Here is a 17067-nt window from a genome sequence, read left to right as displayed (position 1 = left end):
CGCCAGTGGACTGCCGAATCCCGCCGGCCTCGCCGCTTCGGGTAATTTCGCCGAGCATCGGGAATGCTGAATATGGAAGGACGCCCGTCTGTCGCACATGCGCGGCGGGTCGACGTTCGTTGACGGGGCATGAGTTCAATGCGCCGGCCAATGGCCGTACCACTCCCGCAACACGATCCGGTGACCAGTCTCGGAAAGTGGCTCTTCGTCCCCGACCGGAGGAATTTCGCGGGCGACGTACGGACCGGCTACCTGTCGTGCAACGGCGAGCGGGTCGTCCTGCAGCACTGCTCCCGCCTGCTGGCCGACTTCGTCCGGACGATCCGCCGGATCGAGGAGGACTTCGCCGCGCGCTGCGGCGCCGACACCGGCATGGCCCGCCGTCATGTATGACCCGATGGGCGAGTTCTTCCCGTCCTACGGGGCCACCGTGTACTGCGGCCCGGAGGACCACCCGGTGGCCGACGCGTACGAGCAGGGCGGCTGGTACGGCGGGGTCGCCGCCGGTGGTGCGGGGGCTCCGTACCCGACCGTCGAGGCGATGGGCAGCTGGGATCCCGAGGGCCTGTTCGTCCCCCATCCCCGGGTCCCCGCCGACGAGTTCGGGACGGTCGTCGCCGAGTCCGCCGTCGCACCGGTGCCGCGGCACCGCCGTCGGGACCACCCGCCCGCGGCGACCTGGTCGCAGATCCTGAGCTCGCTGTTCGGGGTGCTCACCGCCGTGACGGTCACCGCCATGTGCCTGCTGGGCTGGGCGCTCTCCTACCACCCGCTGCAGGACCTGGCGGAGTCCCGGGTGCCGCACGGGCTGTCCCAGCTGTGGCCGCTCATCGTCTACGGCCCGTGGATCGTGGGCTGCCTGTCGGTCCTGCGCGCCGCCCTGGACGGGCGCCGGCCGGTGCACTCCTGGGTCGTGGTGGTGGTGTTCTCCAGCGTGGCGACCGGGCTGTGCGTCGCCGACGTCGCGCCGACGCTCCCCGACGTGATCGTCGCGGGACTGCCCCCGATCACCGCGCTGGTCTCCCTTCACCAGCTGGTTCGCCAGCTCACCTCGGGCAAGGGCGCGCACCGGCCCACCTACCGCCGGCTCCACAAGCCGACCCGCTGAGTGCCGCCGGGCGCACCCCGGCGTCGCAGCCCGCGCCGCCGGACCTGCCGTGTCACCCATCGGCCGCGCCGCCGCCGGTCCGGGAGTGCGGAGCCCGGACCGGCGGCGTGCGCATGGCGCGCTACGCGGGTCAGGCGTTCGGCTTGGTGAGCAGCAGCTCGGTGTTGTGGTCGACCGGGTCGCCGAGCTTCGCGGTGGGGTGCCCGTAGAGGTCGTTGAACGAGAGCTCGCGGTAGAGGGCGGCGAGGCCCGCGTCCGAGGTGTCGTTGAAGTCGGTCGCGTACGGGGCGGCGGACTCGATCAGCGTGGTGAAGAGCGAGATGGTGCCGTCGCGGTTGTCGGCGATCTCGATGATGCGGGCGTGCTGGGGGAAGTCGACGTGCGAGGCGGTGTTGATCTCCCAGAAGGCGCGCTCGGGGACCGCGTGGCCGTGCGGCGTGATCCGGTTCTCGTGGGTGTGGCCGTTCACCCAGGCGACCACGTTCGGGTAGCGCTGGAGCAGCGCGACCAGCTCGTTGCCGTCGTGGCGCTTCTCGAAGATGTTGCGCGGGTCCAGGACCAGGTTGCCCATGGTGGTGCTGGTGTGGTGGCTGAAGATGACGATCAGGTCGTTGCCCTGGCCGCCGCGCACGGTGTGCCCGTCGGTGTCGTACCAGTGGCCGCTGTGCGCCTGCAGGGTCTGCTCCAGCCAGCGCAGTTGGGCGGTGCCGATCGAACCGTCCGCGAAACCGGCCTGGTTGGTGGTGTCCAGGCTGATGCCCAGGACGCCGTCGGCGATGCGGAAGGTGTAGTAGAGCTTGCCGCTGGCGACCGCGTCCGCCGTGAAGCCGTGGCCGTGCGGGCCGGGGCCGGTGACGGCGGGGTCCAGGTGGGCCTTGGCGAACTCCTTGAGGTTGAACGGGCGGCGGCGCTCGTCCGGGGTGATCTCACGGACGAAGTTGCCGTCGGCGAACAGGTGGCCGAGCAGCACAGCCGCACCGGCCGGGTCGCGCCGCAGCGCCTCCATGATCTTCGCCGCGTCCGCGTCGTCGCAGCCCTCGAGCTTGTGCCTGCCGGTGTACAGCGCGTCGAGCAGGCCGAGGTCGGGCAGGGTGCCTTCGAGGCTGTCGTCGTGGTTGCCGACCGTGCTGTACCACGGGACGTTGAGCCCCGGCGCGTCGAACGGACGCCCGGCGGCGCCGAGGAAGCCCGGGACCTGCGGGAAGCCCTTGGCCTTGTAGTCGTCGAGGAAGGAGATCTCGGGGTTCCAGTACGCGGAGCTGCCCGAGTTCTGCACGCCCTCGTAGCGCGTCGGGTCACCGGAGTTGGGGGTGATCCGGCCGCCGCTCAGGACCTTCAGGTACCAGTCGAGCTCGATCTGCTCGTGGTTGTCGGTGTTGTCACCGGTGGTCATCACCAGGTCGAGCGGCTTGCCCGTGTACGGGCCGGCGGACAGCGAGTTGACCCGCTCGACCAGCGAGGAGGCGCCGCGGACGGTCAGCGTCTCCTGCGGGCGGTGGGCGCTGCCGTTCCACCGGGCCAGGTACTCGAACCGGAACGGCGACTCGGTGTCCATCAGGTGCAGGTCGGTGAACTGGACGAACCCGGTGAGTGCGGTGCGCCGGTCGTCGCGCCCGGCCTGGGGGCCGGCGAGCTCGCCGCGGACCACCAGCGGCCAGCCCGGGCCGGCGGCCAGGCGCTGGTAGCCGGAGCCCCCGGTGGGGGCGGCGGCCTGTTCGAGCGTCGTGCCCTCGACCCGGACGGCGCGGGCCGCCGTCGCCGCCAGCGCGCGGTCGCGCGCGGCCGCCGAGGCGAACGTCCCACCAGCCAGGGACAGTGCGGCCCCGGCGGCGGTGGCGGAGACCCCGCCGACGAAGGCCCGTCTGGTCATTGCAGGCATCGAAACCCCTCCTGACGGCCCGGCAGTACCAGGAGGCACACCCGGGTCCACTCGAACGAATGGCCGAGCAGGGTCGGCCCGGGCGGATATTACCGACAGGTAGGAGGCTGATGAAGTCCCGCGGCGTAACGTGGCAGAAACATTCTGCGAAGGCGGTGGGCGGGAGTTGTGATCGTCAGACGGTGAGTCAGGAGGCTGTTACAGCAGGGAGTCGGAGTGGATGACGAGAAGTCACTCAAGCGGATGGATCGCGGCTGACATGCCCGGCTGTGGGGGATCGGCGGGATGCTGCATCGGGATGAACTCCCTCCGCTGTGCTCGGGGGTCCGTGCCGGAGCGGCGTCAGGGGTGCGCCTGCCCGGGGTTCGAAGCGGCGGTGCTCCGGGTGCGCGGCGCGGTGGAGCGCCGCCTCCGGCTGCCTCGCATCCGCCTCGACGGACCGTCCGACGGGGCGAACGTCCCTATGTGCCGGGACAGTTCAGCTCGCGTACCACGGTGGCGGCACGGTCGGGGCTGACACCCGCCGCGATCAGGGTGGCGGTGGTGGCCCTGGTCCCGTCGTCCTGCCATTCGCCGAGGTTGACGCTCTCCAGTAGCGAGAAGGTCAGGCCCTGGAGGGCATTGGAGAGGACCGGTGCGGGCAGCTGGCGGTGGAAGGCCCCGCTCTCCTGACCCTGCGCCAGGATGGCGGTGCAGTAAGCGGAGGTGGGGGCGAGCAGTTCGGCGACGCGCTCCTCGCCCAGGTCGCGGCGGGCGAGCGAGAGCAGCATCCGGTAGCGGTCGCCGATCGGCCAGAGCGCCAGCAGGAACCGGGCGAACGCCTCCTCGGGGCCCGGTGCGGGACCTCCGGCGGTGGTCAGCACCTCCCGCAGGGCTGTCGCCGCCTCCTCGGCGAGCGCGTCGAGCAGTGCGGCGCGGCCGGGGAAGTGGCCGTAGACGGTGCGGCGGACCACCCCTGCCGCGCGGGCGATCTCGTCCAGCGTGGCATCGGGCCGGGCGCCGAGTTCGCGCCGCGCGACCTCGAGGATGCGGGCCCGGTTGGAGCGGGCGTGGCTCCGCTGGGGAGTGCCGTCGGCGGGATCCGCCATGCCAGGGACCTCTCAGGAAATGCGGTGGGGTGGGGCGGAGTCAGCCTATGCGATCGCGAGCCGGAGGCCGGAGCAGTATTTGCACGCCAATGTGCAAGTAGCTAACCTGCACATGAGTGAGCAAGTAACTCGGGTCGGGGCCTGCCACGGCAGGTACCCGCCCCGACCCGTGCTCGGCCCGTCCGGCGCCGCTTCTCTGCCCGTGCCCTTCCCGTCCGTGTCCTCGCCACCAGTGCTCGCGCTCTCCCGAAGGAGCGACCCATGCCCGTCCTCGCCTCCACACCCGTCGACCGGATGAACGGCCCCTATCCACGCCGCTGGTGGGCCCTGCTGGTGCTCTGCCTCAGCCTGCTGATCGTGGTGATGGCCAACACCTCACTGATCGTCGCCGCCCCCGACATGACCCGTGACCTGGGCCTGGACAGCAGTCAGCTGCAGTGGGTGATCGACGGCTACACGGTCCCGTACGCCGCGTTGATGCTGTTGCTCGGCGCAGTCGGCGACCGCTACAGCCGACGGGGCGGGCTACTGGCCGGGCTGGCCGTGTTCGCCGGGGGCGCGGTGCTGGGCGCCGCGGCACACAGCGCGGGCGCGGTGATCGCCGCCCGTGCGGTCATGGGCGTCGGCGCGGCCACCATCATGCCCGCGACCCTTTCATTGCTGGTCGCGACCTTCCCGCGGGTCGAGCGGGCCCGTGCGATCACGGCCTGGACCGCCACCTCCGGACTCGCGGTCGCGGTCGGCCCGCTGGTGGCCGGCTGGCTGCTGGAGGACCACGCCTGGGGCGCCACCTTCCTGATCAACATCCCGATCGCGGCCGTCGCCCTGGTCGCCGCGCTCTTCCTGGTGCCGCCGTCCCGTGCCGAGCGGCAGGGCCGGCTCGACCTGGTCGGCGGAGTGCTGTCGATCGCCACCGTCGGTTCGCTGGTCTACGCGATCATCGAAGGGCCGCACTTCGGCTGGGGTGCCGGACCGGTCACCGCGGCCGCGGTGGCCGGGACCGGCCTGGTGGCATTCGTCCTTTGGGAGCTGCGGCACCCGCAGCCGCTGGTGAACGTGCGGATGTTCCGCCTCCGCGCGTTCAGCGGCTCGATGCTCGCCGTGCTGATGTTCTTCCTCGGCACCTTCGGCGCCCTCTACTACGCCACCCAGCACTTGCAGTTCGTGCTCGGCTACGCCCCGCTCGCCACCGGGGTGCGGCTGCTGCCGCTGGCCGGCGCGGTCTTCGCCGGCGCCGCGCTGACAGGTGTGGCCACGCCCCGGCTCGGGATGAAGCCGATGGTGGTGGCGGGCATGGCGATCGGCACGGCCGGCGTGCTGCTGCTCACCCGGATCGACGCCGGTTCGACCTACGCCGACTTCCTGGCCCCGTTCCTGCTGCTCGGCTTCGCTATCGGCCTCAGCGTCGCCCCCTGCACGGACACCATCATGGGCCTGTTCCCGGAGAGTGAACTCGGTGTCGGCGGCGGCCTCAATGACACCGCCCTCGAACTCGGCGGGTCGCTCGGCATCGCCGTGCTCGGCTCGATCCTCGCCACGTCCTACCGCCACAATCTCACTGCCGCGGCCGGCGACCACCTGCCGCCCGCCGCGCTGCACCTCGCCCAGGACTCGGTCGGCGGCGCCCTCGCGGTCGCCCAGCGGGTCGCCGCCGACCCGGCCGGCGGACCGCAGGCGGCCGCGCAACTGGTCGCCGCCGCCCACCGCTCCTTCGCGGACGCCGTCGCCCACACCAGCCTGATCGGCGGGATCGTGATGGCGGCCGGTGCGGTGCTGGTGCTGCTGATCCTGCCCGGGCGGGGCGACGGCCGACGGCCGCAGGCGTGGCTGGACAGTGAGCCGGTGGCGGAGGAGGTGCCGGCCGGCTCGGTGTGAGCAACCGGTGTGAGCTGCTGGAGCGAGCCTCCGGTGTGACCAGCTGTCGGCGGAGACCAGATCCACCCCGCTAGCCGGCCACCTGGCCGACCGCCGGCTGTCCGCAGCGGCCGATCGTCCGCAGTGCGAGGCGAGTTCCGCCCCGCACTGCGGACGGCTTTTTGGGCTGGGAGCTGCGCGAGCGGCAGGGTGCGCCGGGCGCCTCCGTCGCCGTGCCGCCCGGCCGACCCGCCGGGGTGCTTCGTCGTAGTGGGGCTACTTGGAGGTGGCGCAGATGGGCGCGGCGATGGCACCCCAGTAGCAGCGCAGGCACAGGTCTTGGCGATCATGGAGTTGCGACGCTCTGTGATCACCGGGGAGACCTGTGCCTGTACTTCCAGCATGGCTGGCCGAACCGCCTCGGGGTCAATTCGGCGCTGGGCTGCCCGAGCGGTCGGCCTGACCTGATCGGCGGTCAGCCCGCGTCTGCTTCTGTCCTCCACGCGGAGCGGAGCTGCGCGCCGACGTCGCCGGCCTGGCGAAGACCCGCCCGGTAGGCCGGTTCCCAGGCTGCCAGGTCGCCCGGGTCCGAGCCGAAAGCGCGCACCGAGGCCGGGTCGGGGCCGATGGTCACCACGGCGTCCGCCCCCACTGCCGCCAACTGCTGGTTGAGCGGCTCGCGGGGAAACAGGTGGGCCATCGGCTCGACCACGACCAGCGTGCGGGCTCCGGCCGCGAGATCGGCGTTGGTGCCCGCCCGCAGCGCACCGTCCATGTACCGCCGACCGTCGATGACAACCGGCGGCGCGGCCCCGGGGAAGGTGCTGCTCGCCGCCACCGCGGGCACCAACGGCACGCCGCTGTCGCGGTCCCACACCACGGGCTCACCGGTGGTTGCGCAAACGGCGGTGATCAGCAGTCGTCGCTCCGGCCACGCGTCCGCACCGATCAAGGCAGCGCGCCCCGCGATCAGCGCCTCCTCGGCCTGGGGGTCGATGCCTTCGAGTGCGAGGCGGCCGACGCGACGCCTGGCCTCCCCGGGTTCCAGGCTGCGGTCGCCGAGCACGGCGAACACCGCGCCCATCCGCCCGGGGGCCGCCTCGAGCCGGTGAGCGGCCGGGCGAGCCGAAGTCGCGAGCCGCCCCGGGTCCTGCCCAGTGGCGAGTAGTGCGCCGACGATCGCGCCGGCCGACGTCCCGACGATCAGGTCGGCCTCGCCCAGATCCACGCCGTCGCGGCGCAAACCGTAGGCCAGCCCGGCCATCCAGGCCGTGCCAACGTGACTCCCGGGACCCAGGACTAGTACTCGGTCGAAGGTGTGCATGGTGGTCTCCCCTCGTTGTTGAAACAGTCGTACCATATACTCGCTAATACTGTTTCACTTCCGAGTCGCTGAGAGGAGATCCACCGTGGGGCGACCCGCAGATCCCGCCCGTCGCGAGCGCACGCTGGCGCGGGCGACCGATTACGTGCTGGCACACGGCTTGGGCGGGCTGAGCCTGCGACCACTGGCCGAGGCCCTCGATACCAGCCCACGGATGCTGCTCTACGACTTCGGCAGCAAACAGGAGTTGGTCGCGGCGGTCCTCGCCGAGGCCCGCCGCCGAGGTGCGGTGCGCCTGGCCGAGCACCTTCCGCCGAAGACGGGTTCCGTGCAGGAGCGGCTGCGTGGCATCTGGGCGTGGATCAGCGCAGACGAACGTGCGCCGTTCGTCCGGCTGTTCTTCGAGGTGCACGCCGACGGCCTGGTCCACCCCGAGAACTACCCCGACCAGGGCGAGGCGATCACGGACTGGTTCGACACTCTCGGTGCCGCATTCCGCGACGTCTCCACCGGTCCTGACGACACCGTCACGCCCACGTTGGTCATGGCCGTTGTCCGGGGTCTACTGTTCGATCTCACGGCCACCGGCGACCGCCACCGCACCGATCGTGCGCTGGACCGCTTCGCTGAACTCCTGAAGCAGTGAACGCGCGAGAGGTGTGGGGCCGCGCCCGGGGGGCACCGCCTCGGGCAAGGACGGAAGCCGATCCGATGCCAGTGTCGGGAACACCGCCGAGTGGGTCAGCGGTGCCGCGACCGCATCGGGCTGGTTGATGCCCGGCTTGGCCCAAAGGTCGGCGCCTGTCATGGACGGCGGTTCGGGCGTCTCCGGCCAGCACGCGACCCAACGGGATTCCACAACCATCCGTCATGCCGGAGCGTTCCAAGCCCTGTTCACCGCGATCGACCGGCGACCGCCCTGCGACATCACCACCGCCCGGGGCTCCGGTGATGGAGCCGGCGGTTGCCGGGACGCACCACCGCGCCCATCTGCGTGGCCTCCTAGCTGTTCCGATCCGGGCGCCTGGCACGTTCACCCGGAATTTCGGCCACGTGTCCGAACGAGCGGGGTCCGTGGCCGCGCCGACCCGCATGGCGACCGACCGGCGGCGAGTTCCGCTCAGTCGCGCAGCAGCCGCGCGCGGATGCCCGCGATCACGATGTCCAGCTCCAGGCGGAAGGTCGCGTCGCGCTGGTCCAGGGGGATCAGGGCAGCCTGGCGGGCCTGCTCCTCGAGGGTGTAGCCGTTGACGAAGCTGGTGATCACGTCCGCGCCGAGGTGGGCGGCCGAGTCGTCGGCACCGGCCGAGCGCAGGGCGTCGACCAGGGAACCGAAGTAGGCGAGGGCGTTGGGCGGCGGGGCGGTGAAGGAGACCACGAGCCGGGCGCCGTCGCGGTGGGCGAGCATGGTCGCGCGGGCCCGGGTGGCCAGGTCCCGGAGCCGGTCGGGCCAGTCCTGCTCGGCGACGGGGGCGGCGCCCGGGCCACTGGCGGGCGGCTGTGTGAGCATCTCGCCGATGATCCGGTCAGCCAGCGCGTCCAGCAGTGCCGCCTTGCTCGGGTAGTGCCAGTACAGGGCACCGGCGCGGACGCCGAGCCGCTGGGCCAGGCGACGGGTGGTCAACTCGTCGAGGCCGTCCTCGTCGAGCAGTTCCATCGCGCCCTGCAGCACATCGGCCTGCCGGAGCGGCATCGGGTCCCCCTTTCGTATCCCTTCCTGCTACCGGAGCATCTTGCCACTTGAACACCGGCCAAGTAACTTGAACGGCGACCAAGTGAACGGTGTTCAAGTTACGGTGTCCAAGTTCGGGGGATCGACATGCGGGTTCTGGTGATCGGCGCCGGAATCGGCGGTCTGTGCCTGGCGCAGGGGCTGCGGCAGGCCGGGATCGACGTGCGGATCTACGAGCGCGAGGCGAGCGTGCGGGCCCGGTACCAGGGCTTCCGGATCGGCATCGGCGGCCCGGGACTGGCCGCGCTGCGCGAATGCCTGCCGCAGGGCTTGCACCCGCTGCTGGAGGCCAGCACCGGAGAGCTCTCGGGTGAGCGGCGGGTGGTCGACGAGCAGCTGCGCGAGATCCGCCAACTCGGCGCGCTGCACGGGGGCACGGCCACCGACCGGCACGTCCTGCGGCATCTGCTGCTGGCCGGGCTCACCGACCGGATCGAGTTCGGCAAGCGGCTGATCCGCTACACCGAGCTGACCGACGGCACCGTCCGGGCCGAGTTCGCCGACGGGAGCAGCGCCACCGGCGACCTGCTGGTGGGTGCGGACGGCGGCAACTCCCCCGTGCGCCGGCAACTCCTGCCCGACGCCGAGGTGGTCACCCTGGACGGCAACGGCCTGCTCGGCCGCACGCCGCTGACCGAGCGGTTCGCCGGCCTGGTCCCGGGCTTCGGCACCGTGGTCCACGGCCCCGAGGTGCGGATGCTGCTCGGCAAGATGGAGTTCCGCCGCCCGCCGCACCTCGTCGCCGCCGAACTGGCCCCCGATGTCGAACTCCCGGAAACCGGAAGCTACCTGCGCTGGGCTGCGTTCCTGCCCGAGTACATCAGGCCGCTGCCCGCCGACTGGCCGGCGGTCCGCGACCTGCTGCTGGCCGGCATCGCCGACTGGCACCCCGACCTGGTGGAGCTGGTACGGCAGTCGGACGTGGTGAACAGCTCCGTGCTGACGGTCCGTTGCGCGAAGCCGGTGCCGCACTGGGGCACCCGCCGGGTCACCCTGCTCGGCGACGCCATCCACGTCATGCCGCCGAGCGGCGGCATGGGCGCCAACACCGCGTTCCGGGACGCGGCAGGGCTCTGCCGCGCGCTCACCGCGGTCGAGCGGGGCGAGGCGGAGCTGCTGCCGGCCGTCGAGCGGTACGAGCGCGAGATGCTCGAGTACGGCTTCGCGGCGGTCGCGGAGAGTCTGGAGCAACTGCCAGCCTTCGCCCCGTCGGTCACGGCGGGCGCAGCACCGGCGGGCGCGGCGAGCGCACACTGACGGGTGGCACCGAACCGTGGGCGTCGACGGCGTGCACGCCGGTCGATGAACGCGAACGGCTGAATGCGGACAGGTGGCCGCCGACGGGCAGACCGGGTTAGGTGCGGCGACATGACTGAGCGTCACGAGGTGGTTGTGAGTGGCGGGCTCCGGCTGGCCTACCAGGTGTCCGGGCCGGCGGGGGCACCGGCGTTGTTGCTGCTGCACGCGCTGGGAGAGGAGGCCTCGGGGTGGGAGGGCGTGGTGCCCGCGTTCGCGCGGGACTGGCGGGTCCATGCGCTGGACCTGCGGGGGCACGGGTGCAGTGACCAGCCGGGGGAGTACTCCTTCGAGCTGATGCGGGAGGACGTGCTCGGGTTCCTGGACGAGCTGGGCCTCGACCGGGTGGATCTGGTCGGGCACTCGATGGGCGGGGTGGTGGCCTATCTGCTCGCCCAGGAACACGGGGAGCGGATCCGGCGGCTGGTACTGGAGGACGTACCGCCACCGTTCCCGCGTGAGCCGTCCACCCCGACGAAGCCCGAGGAGCCAACGGTCTTCGACTGGGCGGTGGTCCCGGCGATCAGGGGGCAGGTGGACAGCCCCGACTCGGGGTGGCTCACGCGGATGCCGGAGATCACGGTGCCCACCCTGGTGGTGGCCGGCGGGTCCGGCAGCCATGTGCCGCAGGACCGGATCGCGGAACTGGCCTGGCGGCTGCCGGACTGTCGGATCGTCACTCTGGAGGCCGGACACATGGTGCACAACACCATGCCCGAGGAGTTCGCCGAGGTGGTCCTGGAGTTTCTGCGGCCGGCGGTGGGTGCTGCCACGGCCGGCCGCTGAGGGGCGGTTGTCAGCCCTGGAGTCCCTGGCCGTGACCGGGTAGCCCCGCCGCGGCGGATGCCCGGTCCGCCACGCGCCCGCGCGCGGCGCGCTACTGGTAGGCGGTCGTGGAACCCGGTGGCCCGGGCCGTCGGTCAGCCCGCGCCGGTGAAGTCGGCCCGGTCGAGGAAGAGCAAGCGGGCGCGCTTGTGCGGCAGTTGGATCTCCGGCCCGGGGGTGAAACCGGTCCGGATCAGCCGTGCGATCGCCCGGTCGTTCCGGGCGTCGGGTTCGGCGACCAGGCGCAGCCGGGCCGGGTCCGCCAGCACGTGGCCGAGGAAGACGGAGAGCAGGGTGCCGGTCCAGCCCGGCACCGGGTCGCCGAGCACGGGGCCGATCATCAGGTGGATGCCGAAGTCGCCGGGCCGGACCTGGTAGCACTCGCCGACCGGGTCGTGCTCCGGTTGGTAGGTCTGGAACAGTGCGGCGGGCCGGTCCTCGTGGTGGATCAGGTACGCGTGGTGGGTGCTCAGCGAGTCCACGTACTCGTAGATCTCCTGGACGCGTGCCCGGTCGGCGTCGAGCATGCCCCAGAACCGGGCCCGCTCCTGGGTGACCCAGCCGTGGACCACCTCGGCGTCGGTCGCGGGGTCGAGCGGGAGGACGCGGACGGTGCCGAAGCCTTCGACGGTCCGCTCGTGGACGGCCGTGCGACGGTGGGCCAGGGGGTCAGTCATGTTCGTTCCTCGGTCAGCAGGGTGAAGTCGGTGATCACGGGGACGAGGTCGCCGCGCAGCCAGAGCGGCAACTGGTCGTGGTGGTGGGCGCTTCGGGGTCTGCCGCTGGCGCCGAGCGGTACCACCCAGAGGCTGTCCTCGCGGCGGGCCAGGTCCCACACGTAGCGGGCGGCGGGCCCTCGGGCACTGAGGTCGGTGACACCGGGGACGCTCGATGTGGAGAGCACGCAGTCGTGGTCGCCGGCCAGGGCGGGCCAGGCGCCCTCAGGTGGACCGCCGGGCAGCGCCTGCCAGGGCGCGAGCCGGTGGAGCATGCCCCAGGGGGTGTCCGGCTCCCCGGCGGTGGCCACCTCCTCGACGGCCGCGCGGATGAGCTCGGCCCGGTCGGACTCGGGCAGCAGGTCGCTGCCCAGCAGCGCCTGAAGGCCGTACGCCACGCGCGGGACGAGGGCCAGCCAGGGTAGGAAGACCTCCGGGTACGGCACCGGGCCGGACAGCGCGGACAGCGCGGGATGGGCGGCCAGTCTGCGGACCACCGCGCTGCGCAGGCGTGCGTATGACGTGGCGTCGGTGCTGTCCGCCGCCATCCGCCGGTCCCAGGCGAGGAGACGGTCCCGCAGGCGGGCGGCCTCCGGGCTCAGGCCGGGGAGCGCGGCCAGCGGGTCGAGCAGCGGGCGGGCCGAACCGAGGTGGGTGTCGGTGTGGACGGCCGCCATGTCCGGACCCGTCCAGGCGGAGTGCCGGCCGAGCAACTCGCCGATCCGATCGGCCCGGTGCGATGGGGCGAACTCGACGCCCAGCGGCTCGGCGATGCCGCGCTGGTTCGCCATCACCGCGACGCCCGTCACCACCTCGCGCGGCATCGGCCCGTACCAGCCACGCCATTGGTGGCCGGGCCGCCAGGCGTCCACCACGCGAAGGCGGTTGTCCGGGTGCCGCAGCGGTACCGTGCCCGCGACCCGGTGCAGCATGCCGCCCTCGGTGTCGGCCGCCTGGACCACGTTGACGGGCTCCGCCCAGTGGTCGAAGGCCCGGTCGACGTCGGCCACGGTGGTCGCCCGCAGCAGTGCGGGCAGTGCGGCGAAGCCCAGGTCCGCGCGGACCCTGGGTGGGTACCGCAGGCTGATCGCCTCGCCGTCCTCGGTGTCCGCGCCGGCGACGACGGGGCCGCGTTCGGTCTCGACGATCCGCACCGTGACCGGGTCGGCGCCCGCCACTTCGATGGTCTCGGTGCGGGTCGCCGCGGGCCGCCAGCCGTCCGGTCCGAGGGCCTCGGTCCGGTCGCCGGTGCGCCGGAGGCGTTCGCGGTAGAGGTCCTGGTAGTCGGCCATCGCGTTGGTGATCGCCCAGGCGACCTTGCCGGTGTGGCCGAAGTGCGCGATGCCGGGCACGCCCGGCACGGCCAGTCCGACCACGTCGAACTCGGGGCAGACCAGGTGGATCTGCTGGTAGATGCCCGGTGCCTCGATGAAGCGGTGCGGGTCGCCCGCGATCAGGGCCGCGCCGGTCGCGGTCCGGTCACCGGGCACCAGCCAGCCGTTGCTGCCGGAGGTCGCCGGTCCGTCGGTGGCGAACAGGCCGATCGCGTGGTCGCCGAGCCGGTGGGCGACCAGGTCGCGCCAGAGCTTGGCCGGGAAGCCGGCGAAGAGGATGTGGTGGGAGAGCCAGAGGGCCAGCGGGGTCCAGGGTCGCCAGCTGCCGGGTTCGACCGAGGTTTCGGCGAACTCCGGTGCGTGATCGGCCTGTTGGGGGAGGGCGTCGTTGACGCCGTCGACATAGGCCCGTACCCACGCGGCGGTGTCGGCGTCGAGGGCGTCGAAGCAGCGGCGGGCGGTGTCCGCCAGGCGGGCCCGGCGGGCGAAGCGGTCCCACGGGACGGCCTCCGGCCCGAGGAGCGCGGCGCTGGTGCCCTGTGCGCGGTGGCGCTCCACCTCGAGCTGCCAGGCGCGGTCGGTGGCGGCGTTCCGCCCCTGGGCGCGGGCGAGTTCGAGTGGGCTGCCGGCGCGCAGGTGGGGTATGCCCCAGGGGTCGCGGTAGACCTCGATGCTCAACGGTTCTCCTGATGGTGATTCGACTCTGCTCCGTGGGCGGGACGTAGGCGTTGCCAGGTCGAGGCGGGCGCGCCCGTCCGCGCCGTCCTGGCCGTCCTGGCCGCCGGGACGACCAGCGGTGTGCCCGTTTCGGGGTCGTCGATGACACGGCAGGGGAGGCGGAAGACCTCCTCGACCAGCTCGGCGGTGACGATGTCCTTCGGGGCTCCGGAGGCGACGATGCGTCCGGCGCGCATGGCGATCAGATGGGTGGCGTACCGCGCCGCGTGGTTGAGGTCGTGCAGCACGGCGACGAGCGTGCGGCCCTGTTCCTCGTGCAGGCGGGCGCACAGGTCGAGGATCTCGATCTGGTGGGCGATGTCCAGGTAGGTGGTCGGTTCGTCCAGGAGCAGCAGCGGGGTCTGTTGGGCCAGCGCCATCGCGATCCAGACGCGCTGGCGCTGTCCGCCGGAGAGCTCGTCCACCGTACGGTCGGCGAGTTCGGCGACGCCGGTCGCGGCCATCGACTCCTCGACGACGCGTTCGTCCTCCCCGGACCACTGGCGTAGCAGGCTCTGGTGCGGGTAGCGGCCGCGGGCGACCAGTTCGGACACCGCGATGCCCCCGGGCGCCACGGAGGACTGGGGGAGCAGGCCGAGGGTGCGGGCTACCTGCTTGGCCGGCCGGGTGTGGATGTCCTGCCCGTCCAGCAGGACTGTGCCGGCGGCGGGCTTGAGGGTGCGGGAGAGCGCGCGCAGCAGGGTGGACTTGCCGCAGGCGTTGGGGCCGACGAGGACGGTGAAGGACCGGTCGGGGATGGTGACGGTGAGGTCCTCGGCGATGACCCGCTGCTCGTAGGAGAGGGTCAGCTCCCGGCCGGTCAGCCGGGCCGGGTCCGGCGCCTGATCGTGCTCCAAGGCAGGTGCTCCGTTTCGGTGCGTAGGTGTGTCGCTCATGGCCGGTGGGTGCGGCGGCGCCCGTCCCGGTTCCGCCCTGTGTCGCTCATATCCGGCCCGCCCTGCGCTGGGTGGCGAGCAGCCAGATCAGGTACCCGCCGCCGAGTACGCCGGTCACCACGCCGACCGGCAGCTGGCGTCCGGTGAACAGCTGCTGTGCGGCCAGGTCGGCGCTGATCAGCAGGGCCGCGCCGACGCACATCGAGGCGAGCGGGTTGGGCCCGGGGTTGCGGGTGAGCCGGCGGGCGACCTGGGGTGCGGTGAGTGCGACGAAGGAGACCGGGCCGGCGGCGGCAGCGGCGAGGGAGGCGAGGATGACGGCGGCTGCCAGCAGGACCAGGCGCAGCCGTTCGACCGGGACGCCGACTCCGGCGGCCGCGTCGTTGCCCATCTCGATCATCCGCAGGGCGCGTCCGCAGCCGAGCAGCACCACGGGGGCCAGCACCGCGAGTGCGGCCAGCACGGGCAGTGCGTCGTCCCAGCCGCGGCCGTCGAGGCTGCCGGTGAGCCAGAGGACTCCCCTTGCGGCGTCCATGAGTTGGGCGCGGGTGAGCAGGTAGCCGTTGACGCCGGTGAGGATGGCGGCGCTGCCGATGCCGACCAGGACGAGCCGGCTGCCGTGCACGCCGCCGCGCCAGGCGAGGGCGTAGATCACGGCACCGGTGACGAGGCCGCCGGCCACCGCTCCGGTGGCCAGTGCCAGGCTGCTGCCGCCGGTGACCACCACGACGAGGGCGCCGGTGGAGGCGCCCTGGGTGAAGCCGAGGATGTCGGGGCTGCCCAGCGGGTTGCGGACCAGGGACTGGAACAGCGCTCCGGCCAGTGCCAGCGCCGCGCCGACGGCGAGGGCGGTGACCTGGCGGGGCAGCCGTAGTTCGTTGACGATGAAGTCCTGGGCGGGTGAGCCGCCACCGGTGAGGGTGGCGAGCACCTCGGCCGGGCTCATCGGGTAGTCGCCGCTGCCGAGGGCGACCACGCCCACCGCGAGCGCCAGCAGCGCGCACAGCGTCCCGGCCACCAGTGCCCGGGGCCGGTAGCGCAGGGAGAGGGTGTCGCCGATCCGTAGCACGCTCATCCGGCCCTCCCGGCCTGGTCCGTCGGGCGCGAGGCCAACGCGCCTTTGCTGATGGAGAGTTCGCGTTCGTTCATGCTCGCGCCACCTTTCCGCGTCGGGCGAAGTAGAGGAAGAACGGGCCGCCGAGGACGGCGGTGACGATGCCGACCTGGAGTTCGCCCGGCCGGCCGAGCAGGCGGCCGAGCACGTCGGCGCCGAGCAGCAGGACGGGGGCGAGCAGCGCGCAGTAGGGGAGCAGCCAGCGCAGGTCCGGGCCGGTGTGGGCGCGTACCAGGTGCGGGACCATCAGGCCGACGAAGACGATCGGGCCGCAGGCGGCGGTGGCCGCTCCGCACAGCAGGGTGACGGCCAGGATCGCGGCGGCCCGGACCAGTGCGGGCCGGGCGCCGAGGGCGCGGGCCGAGTCGTCGCCGAGGGCCATGGCGTTGAGCGGCCGGGCCAGGGCGAGGGCGAGCAGCACTCCGGCGGCGACGAAGGGCAGCAGCCTTGCGATGGTGGCCGGCTGGGCGCTGGCGAGCGAGCCGACCGTCCAGAACCGCATCTGCTCCAGTGAGGCCGTGTCGAGCAGCATGGCGGCGCTGACGAACGAGTAGAGCATCGCGTTGAGCGCGGAGCCGGCGAGGGCCAGCCGGGCGGGGGTGGCCCCGCGTCCGCCGCCGACCGCGTAGACCAGGACCGAGACCAGGGCGGCCCCGGCCAGTGCGAACCACACGTAGCCGGTGAAGCCGGTGACACCGAGGAGGGTGGTCGCGGCGGCGACGGCGGCCGCGGCACCGGCGTTGATGCCCAGCAGCCCGGGGTCGGCGAGCGGGTTGCGGGTCAGCGCCTGCATGATGCCGCCGGCCAGCCCGAGGGCGGTGCCGGCCAGCAGTCCGAGCAGGGTGCGCGGCAGGCGCATCCGGTGGACGGCGGTGTACCCGGGCGAGTCGCTGTCGAAGAGCCCGTGCCAGACCTCGCCGGGTGGGAGCTGCTTGGCGCCGAAGGCGATGCTGAGCAGCAGGACCAGGAGCAGGGCGAGCAGGCAGCCGAGCAGTCCAGCGGCCCGCACCGTGTTGCGCCGGCTCGGCGGGCGCCCGCGAGGTGACTGCGGGATCTCCGGGTCCCGGCGGGCCTGAAGTGACGTGGTGGCAGACACAGGAGGGCTCCGGAGCGGACGGGGAGGTGACGGGCACTCCCACTGGACAGGGACTTAGGTTAGGTTAACCTAATCCTGCCGTCTGGTT

15 protein-coding genes and 1 pseudogene are annotated in these 17067 nt (G+C 72.6%); 6 read left to right on the top strand and 10 right to left on the bottom strand.

The features are described 5' to 3' along the window. The first annotated feature begins 180 nt into the window (after positions 1-180). Both ACWDAK_RS03725 and ACWDAK_RS03720 read left to right on the top strand, forming a co-directional pair. Positions 181-393: a hypothetical protein gene (locus ACWDAK_RS03725; RefSeq protein WP_344634573.1), complete on the top strand. Its 213-nt coding sequence runs from the start codon at positions 181-183 to the stop codon at positions 391-393. Continuing rightward, on the top strand, positions 386-1108 hold the full coding sequence (locus tag ACWDAK_RS03720; RefSeq protein ID WP_344634572.1) for a DUF2637 domain-containing protein: 723 nt from the start codon (positions 386-388) through the stop codon (positions 1106-1108). The genes ACWDAK_RS03725 and ACWDAK_RS03720 overlap by 8 nt, the downstream gene beginning before the upstream one ends. A 130-nt stretch (positions 1109-1238) precedes the next feature. Here the strand turns inward: ACWDAK_RS03720 and ACWDAK_RS03715 are convergent, their stop codons facing one another. Both ACWDAK_RS03715 and ACWDAK_RS03710 read right to left on the bottom strand, forming a co-directional pair. After that, positions 1239-2987, bottom strand: a complete 1749-nt coding sequence (locus ACWDAK_RS03715; RefSeq protein WP_427394382.1) for a TIGR03767 family metallophosphoesterase — start codon at positions 2985-2987, stop codon at positions 1239-1241. Between the two features lie 461 nt (positions 2988-3448). After that, a complete protein-coding gene (locus ACWDAK_RS03710) occupies positions 3449-4075 on the bottom strand; it encodes a TetR/AcrR family transcriptional regulator (RefSeq protein ID WP_427394381.1) in 627 nt (208 codons plus the stop codon). Positions 4076-4336: 261 nt separating this feature from the next. On the opposite strand from ACWDAK_RS03710, the gene ACWDAK_RS03705 reads away from it, so the two are divergent. Next, positions 4337-5950: an MFS transporter gene (locus ACWDAK_RS03705; RefSeq protein WP_427394380.1), complete on the top strand. Its 1614-nt coding sequence runs from the start codon at positions 4337-4339 to the stop codon at positions 5948-5950. 454 nt (positions 5951-6404) lie between these two features. Here the strand turns inward: ACWDAK_RS03705 and ACWDAK_RS03700 are convergent, their stop codons facing one another. Further along, positions 6405-7253, bottom strand: a complete 849-nt coding sequence (locus tag ACWDAK_RS03700; protein WP_427394379.1) for a patatin-like phospholipase family protein — start codon at positions 7251-7253, stop codon at positions 6405-6407. Positions 7254-7338: 85 nt separating this feature from the next. Between ACWDAK_RS03700 and ACWDAK_RS03695 the strand changes: the two genes are divergently transcribed. Further along, entirely contained in the window at positions 7339-7899 is a 561-nt protein-coding gene (locus ACWDAK_RS03695) for a TetR/AcrR family transcriptional regulator (protein ID WP_344634567.1), read from the top strand. A gap of 172 nt (positions 7900-8071) precedes the next feature. Here the strand turns inward: ACWDAK_RS03695 and ACWDAK_RS03690 are convergent. Then, a pseudogene (locus ACWDAK_RS03690) lies at positions 8072-8212 on the bottom strand (IS5/IS1182 family transposase); the annotation flags it as partial. Between the two features lie 161 nt (positions 8213-8373). After that, entirely contained in the window at positions 8374-8946 is a 573-nt protein-coding gene (locus ACWDAK_RS03685) for a TetR/AcrR family transcriptional regulator C-terminal domain-containing protein (RefSeq protein ID WP_344634566.1), read from the bottom strand. Between the two features lie 126 nt (positions 8947-9072). On the opposite strand from ACWDAK_RS03685, the gene ACWDAK_RS03680 reads away from it, so the two are divergent. Together ACWDAK_RS03680 and ACWDAK_RS03675 are read left to right on the top strand one after the other, a co-directional pair. Beyond that, complete coding sequence (locus ACWDAK_RS03680) at positions 9073-10242, top strand: FAD-dependent oxidoreductase (protein WP_427394378.1); 1170 nt, start codon at positions 9073-9075, stop codon at positions 10240-10242. Between the two features lie 111 nt (positions 10243-10353). Then, positions 10354-11067: an alpha/beta fold hydrolase gene (locus ACWDAK_RS03675; RefSeq protein ID WP_427394377.1), complete on the top strand. Its 714-nt coding sequence runs from the start codon at positions 10354-10356 to the stop codon at positions 11065-11067. Between the two features lie 134 nt (positions 11068-11201). Here the strand turns inward: ACWDAK_RS03675 and ACWDAK_RS03670 are convergent, their stop codons facing one another. The 5 genes from ACWDAK_RS03670 to ACWDAK_RS03650 all read right to left on the bottom strand — a co-directional run bounded on the left by ACWDAK_RS03670 (position 11202) and on the right by ACWDAK_RS03650 (position 16979). After that, complete coding sequence (locus ACWDAK_RS03670) at positions 11202-11783, bottom strand: GNAT family N-acetyltransferase (protein ID WP_427394376.1); 582 nt, start codon at positions 11781-11783, stop codon at positions 11202-11204. Further along, a complete protein-coding gene (locus ACWDAK_RS03665; RefSeq protein WP_427394375.1) occupies positions 11780-13834 on the bottom strand; it encodes a penicillin acylase family protein in 2055 nt (684 codons plus the stop codon). Before ACWDAK_RS03665 ends, ACWDAK_RS03670 begins: the two co-directional genes overlap by 4 nt. Further along, positions 13831-14769, bottom strand: coding sequence for an ABC transporter ATP-binding protein (locus ACWDAK_RS03660; protein WP_427394374.1), 939 nt, complete (start codon positions 14767-14769; stop codon positions 13831-13833). Before ACWDAK_RS03660 ends, ACWDAK_RS03665 begins: the two co-directional genes overlap by 4 nt. A 46-nt stretch (positions 14770-14815) precedes the next feature. Continuing rightward, entirely contained in the window at positions 14816-15844 is a 1029-nt protein-coding gene (locus ACWDAK_RS03655; RefSeq protein WP_427394373.1) for a FecCD family ABC transporter permease, read from the bottom strand. Positions 15845-15914: 70 nt separating this feature from the next. After that, the gene (locus ACWDAK_RS03650) at positions 15915-16979 is read right to left on the bottom strand and encodes a FecCD family ABC transporter permease (RefSeq protein WP_427394372.1); all 1065 of its coding nucleotides are present in this window, start codon (positions 16977-16979) and stop codon (positions 15915-15917) included. Between the last annotated feature and the right edge of the window lie 88 nt (positions 16980-17067).

Source organism: Kitasatospora sp. NPDC001175 (genome assembly GCF_053598215.1).
This window is presented reverse-complemented; position numbering and strand designations above follow the sequence as displayed.

Coding starts and splice junctions, on each gene's coding strand:
- ACWDAK_RS03720 (WP_344634572.1), top strand. CDS start 386: ATGTATGACCCGATGGGCGAGTTCTTCCCGTCCTACGGGGCCACCGTG.
- ACWDAK_RS03715 (WP_427394382.1), bottom strand. CDS start 2,987: ATGCCTGCAATGACCAGACGGGCCTTCGTCGGCGGGGTCTCCGCCACC.
- ACWDAK_RS03710 (WP_427394381.1), bottom strand. CDS start 4,075: ATGGCGGATCCCGCCGACGGCACTCCCCAGCGGAGCCACGCCCGCTCC.
- ACWDAK_RS03705 (WP_427394380.1), top strand. CDS start 4,337: ATGCCCGTCCTCGCCTCCACACCCGTCGACCGGATGAACGGCCCCTAT.
- ACWDAK_RS03700 (WP_427394379.1), bottom strand. CDS start 7,253: ATGCACACCTTCGACCGAGTACTAGTCCTGGGTCCCGGGAGTCACGTT.
- ACWDAK_RS03685 (WP_344634566.1), bottom strand. CDS start 8,946: ATGCCGCTCCGGCAGGCCGATGTGCTGCAGGGCGCGATGGAACTGCTC.
- ACWDAK_RS03680 (WP_427394378.1), top strand. CDS start 9,073: ATGCGGGTTCTGGTGATCGGCGCCGGAATCGGCGGTCTGTGCCTGGCG.
- ACWDAK_RS03675 (WP_427394377.1), top strand. CDS start 10,354: ATGACTGAGCGTCACGAGGTGGTTGTGAGTGGCGGGCTCCGGCTGGCC.
- ACWDAK_RS03670 (WP_427394376.1), bottom strand. CDS start 11,783: ATGACTGACCCCCTGGCCCACCGTCGCACGGCCGTCCACGAGCGGACC.
- ACWDAK_RS03660 (WP_427394374.1), bottom strand. CDS start 14,769: ATGAGCGACACACCTACGCACCGAAACGGAGCACCTGCCTTGGAGCAC.
- ACWDAK_RS03655 (WP_427394373.1), bottom strand. CDS start 15,844: ATGAGCGTGCTACGGATCGGCGACACCCTCTCCCTGCGCTACCGGCCC.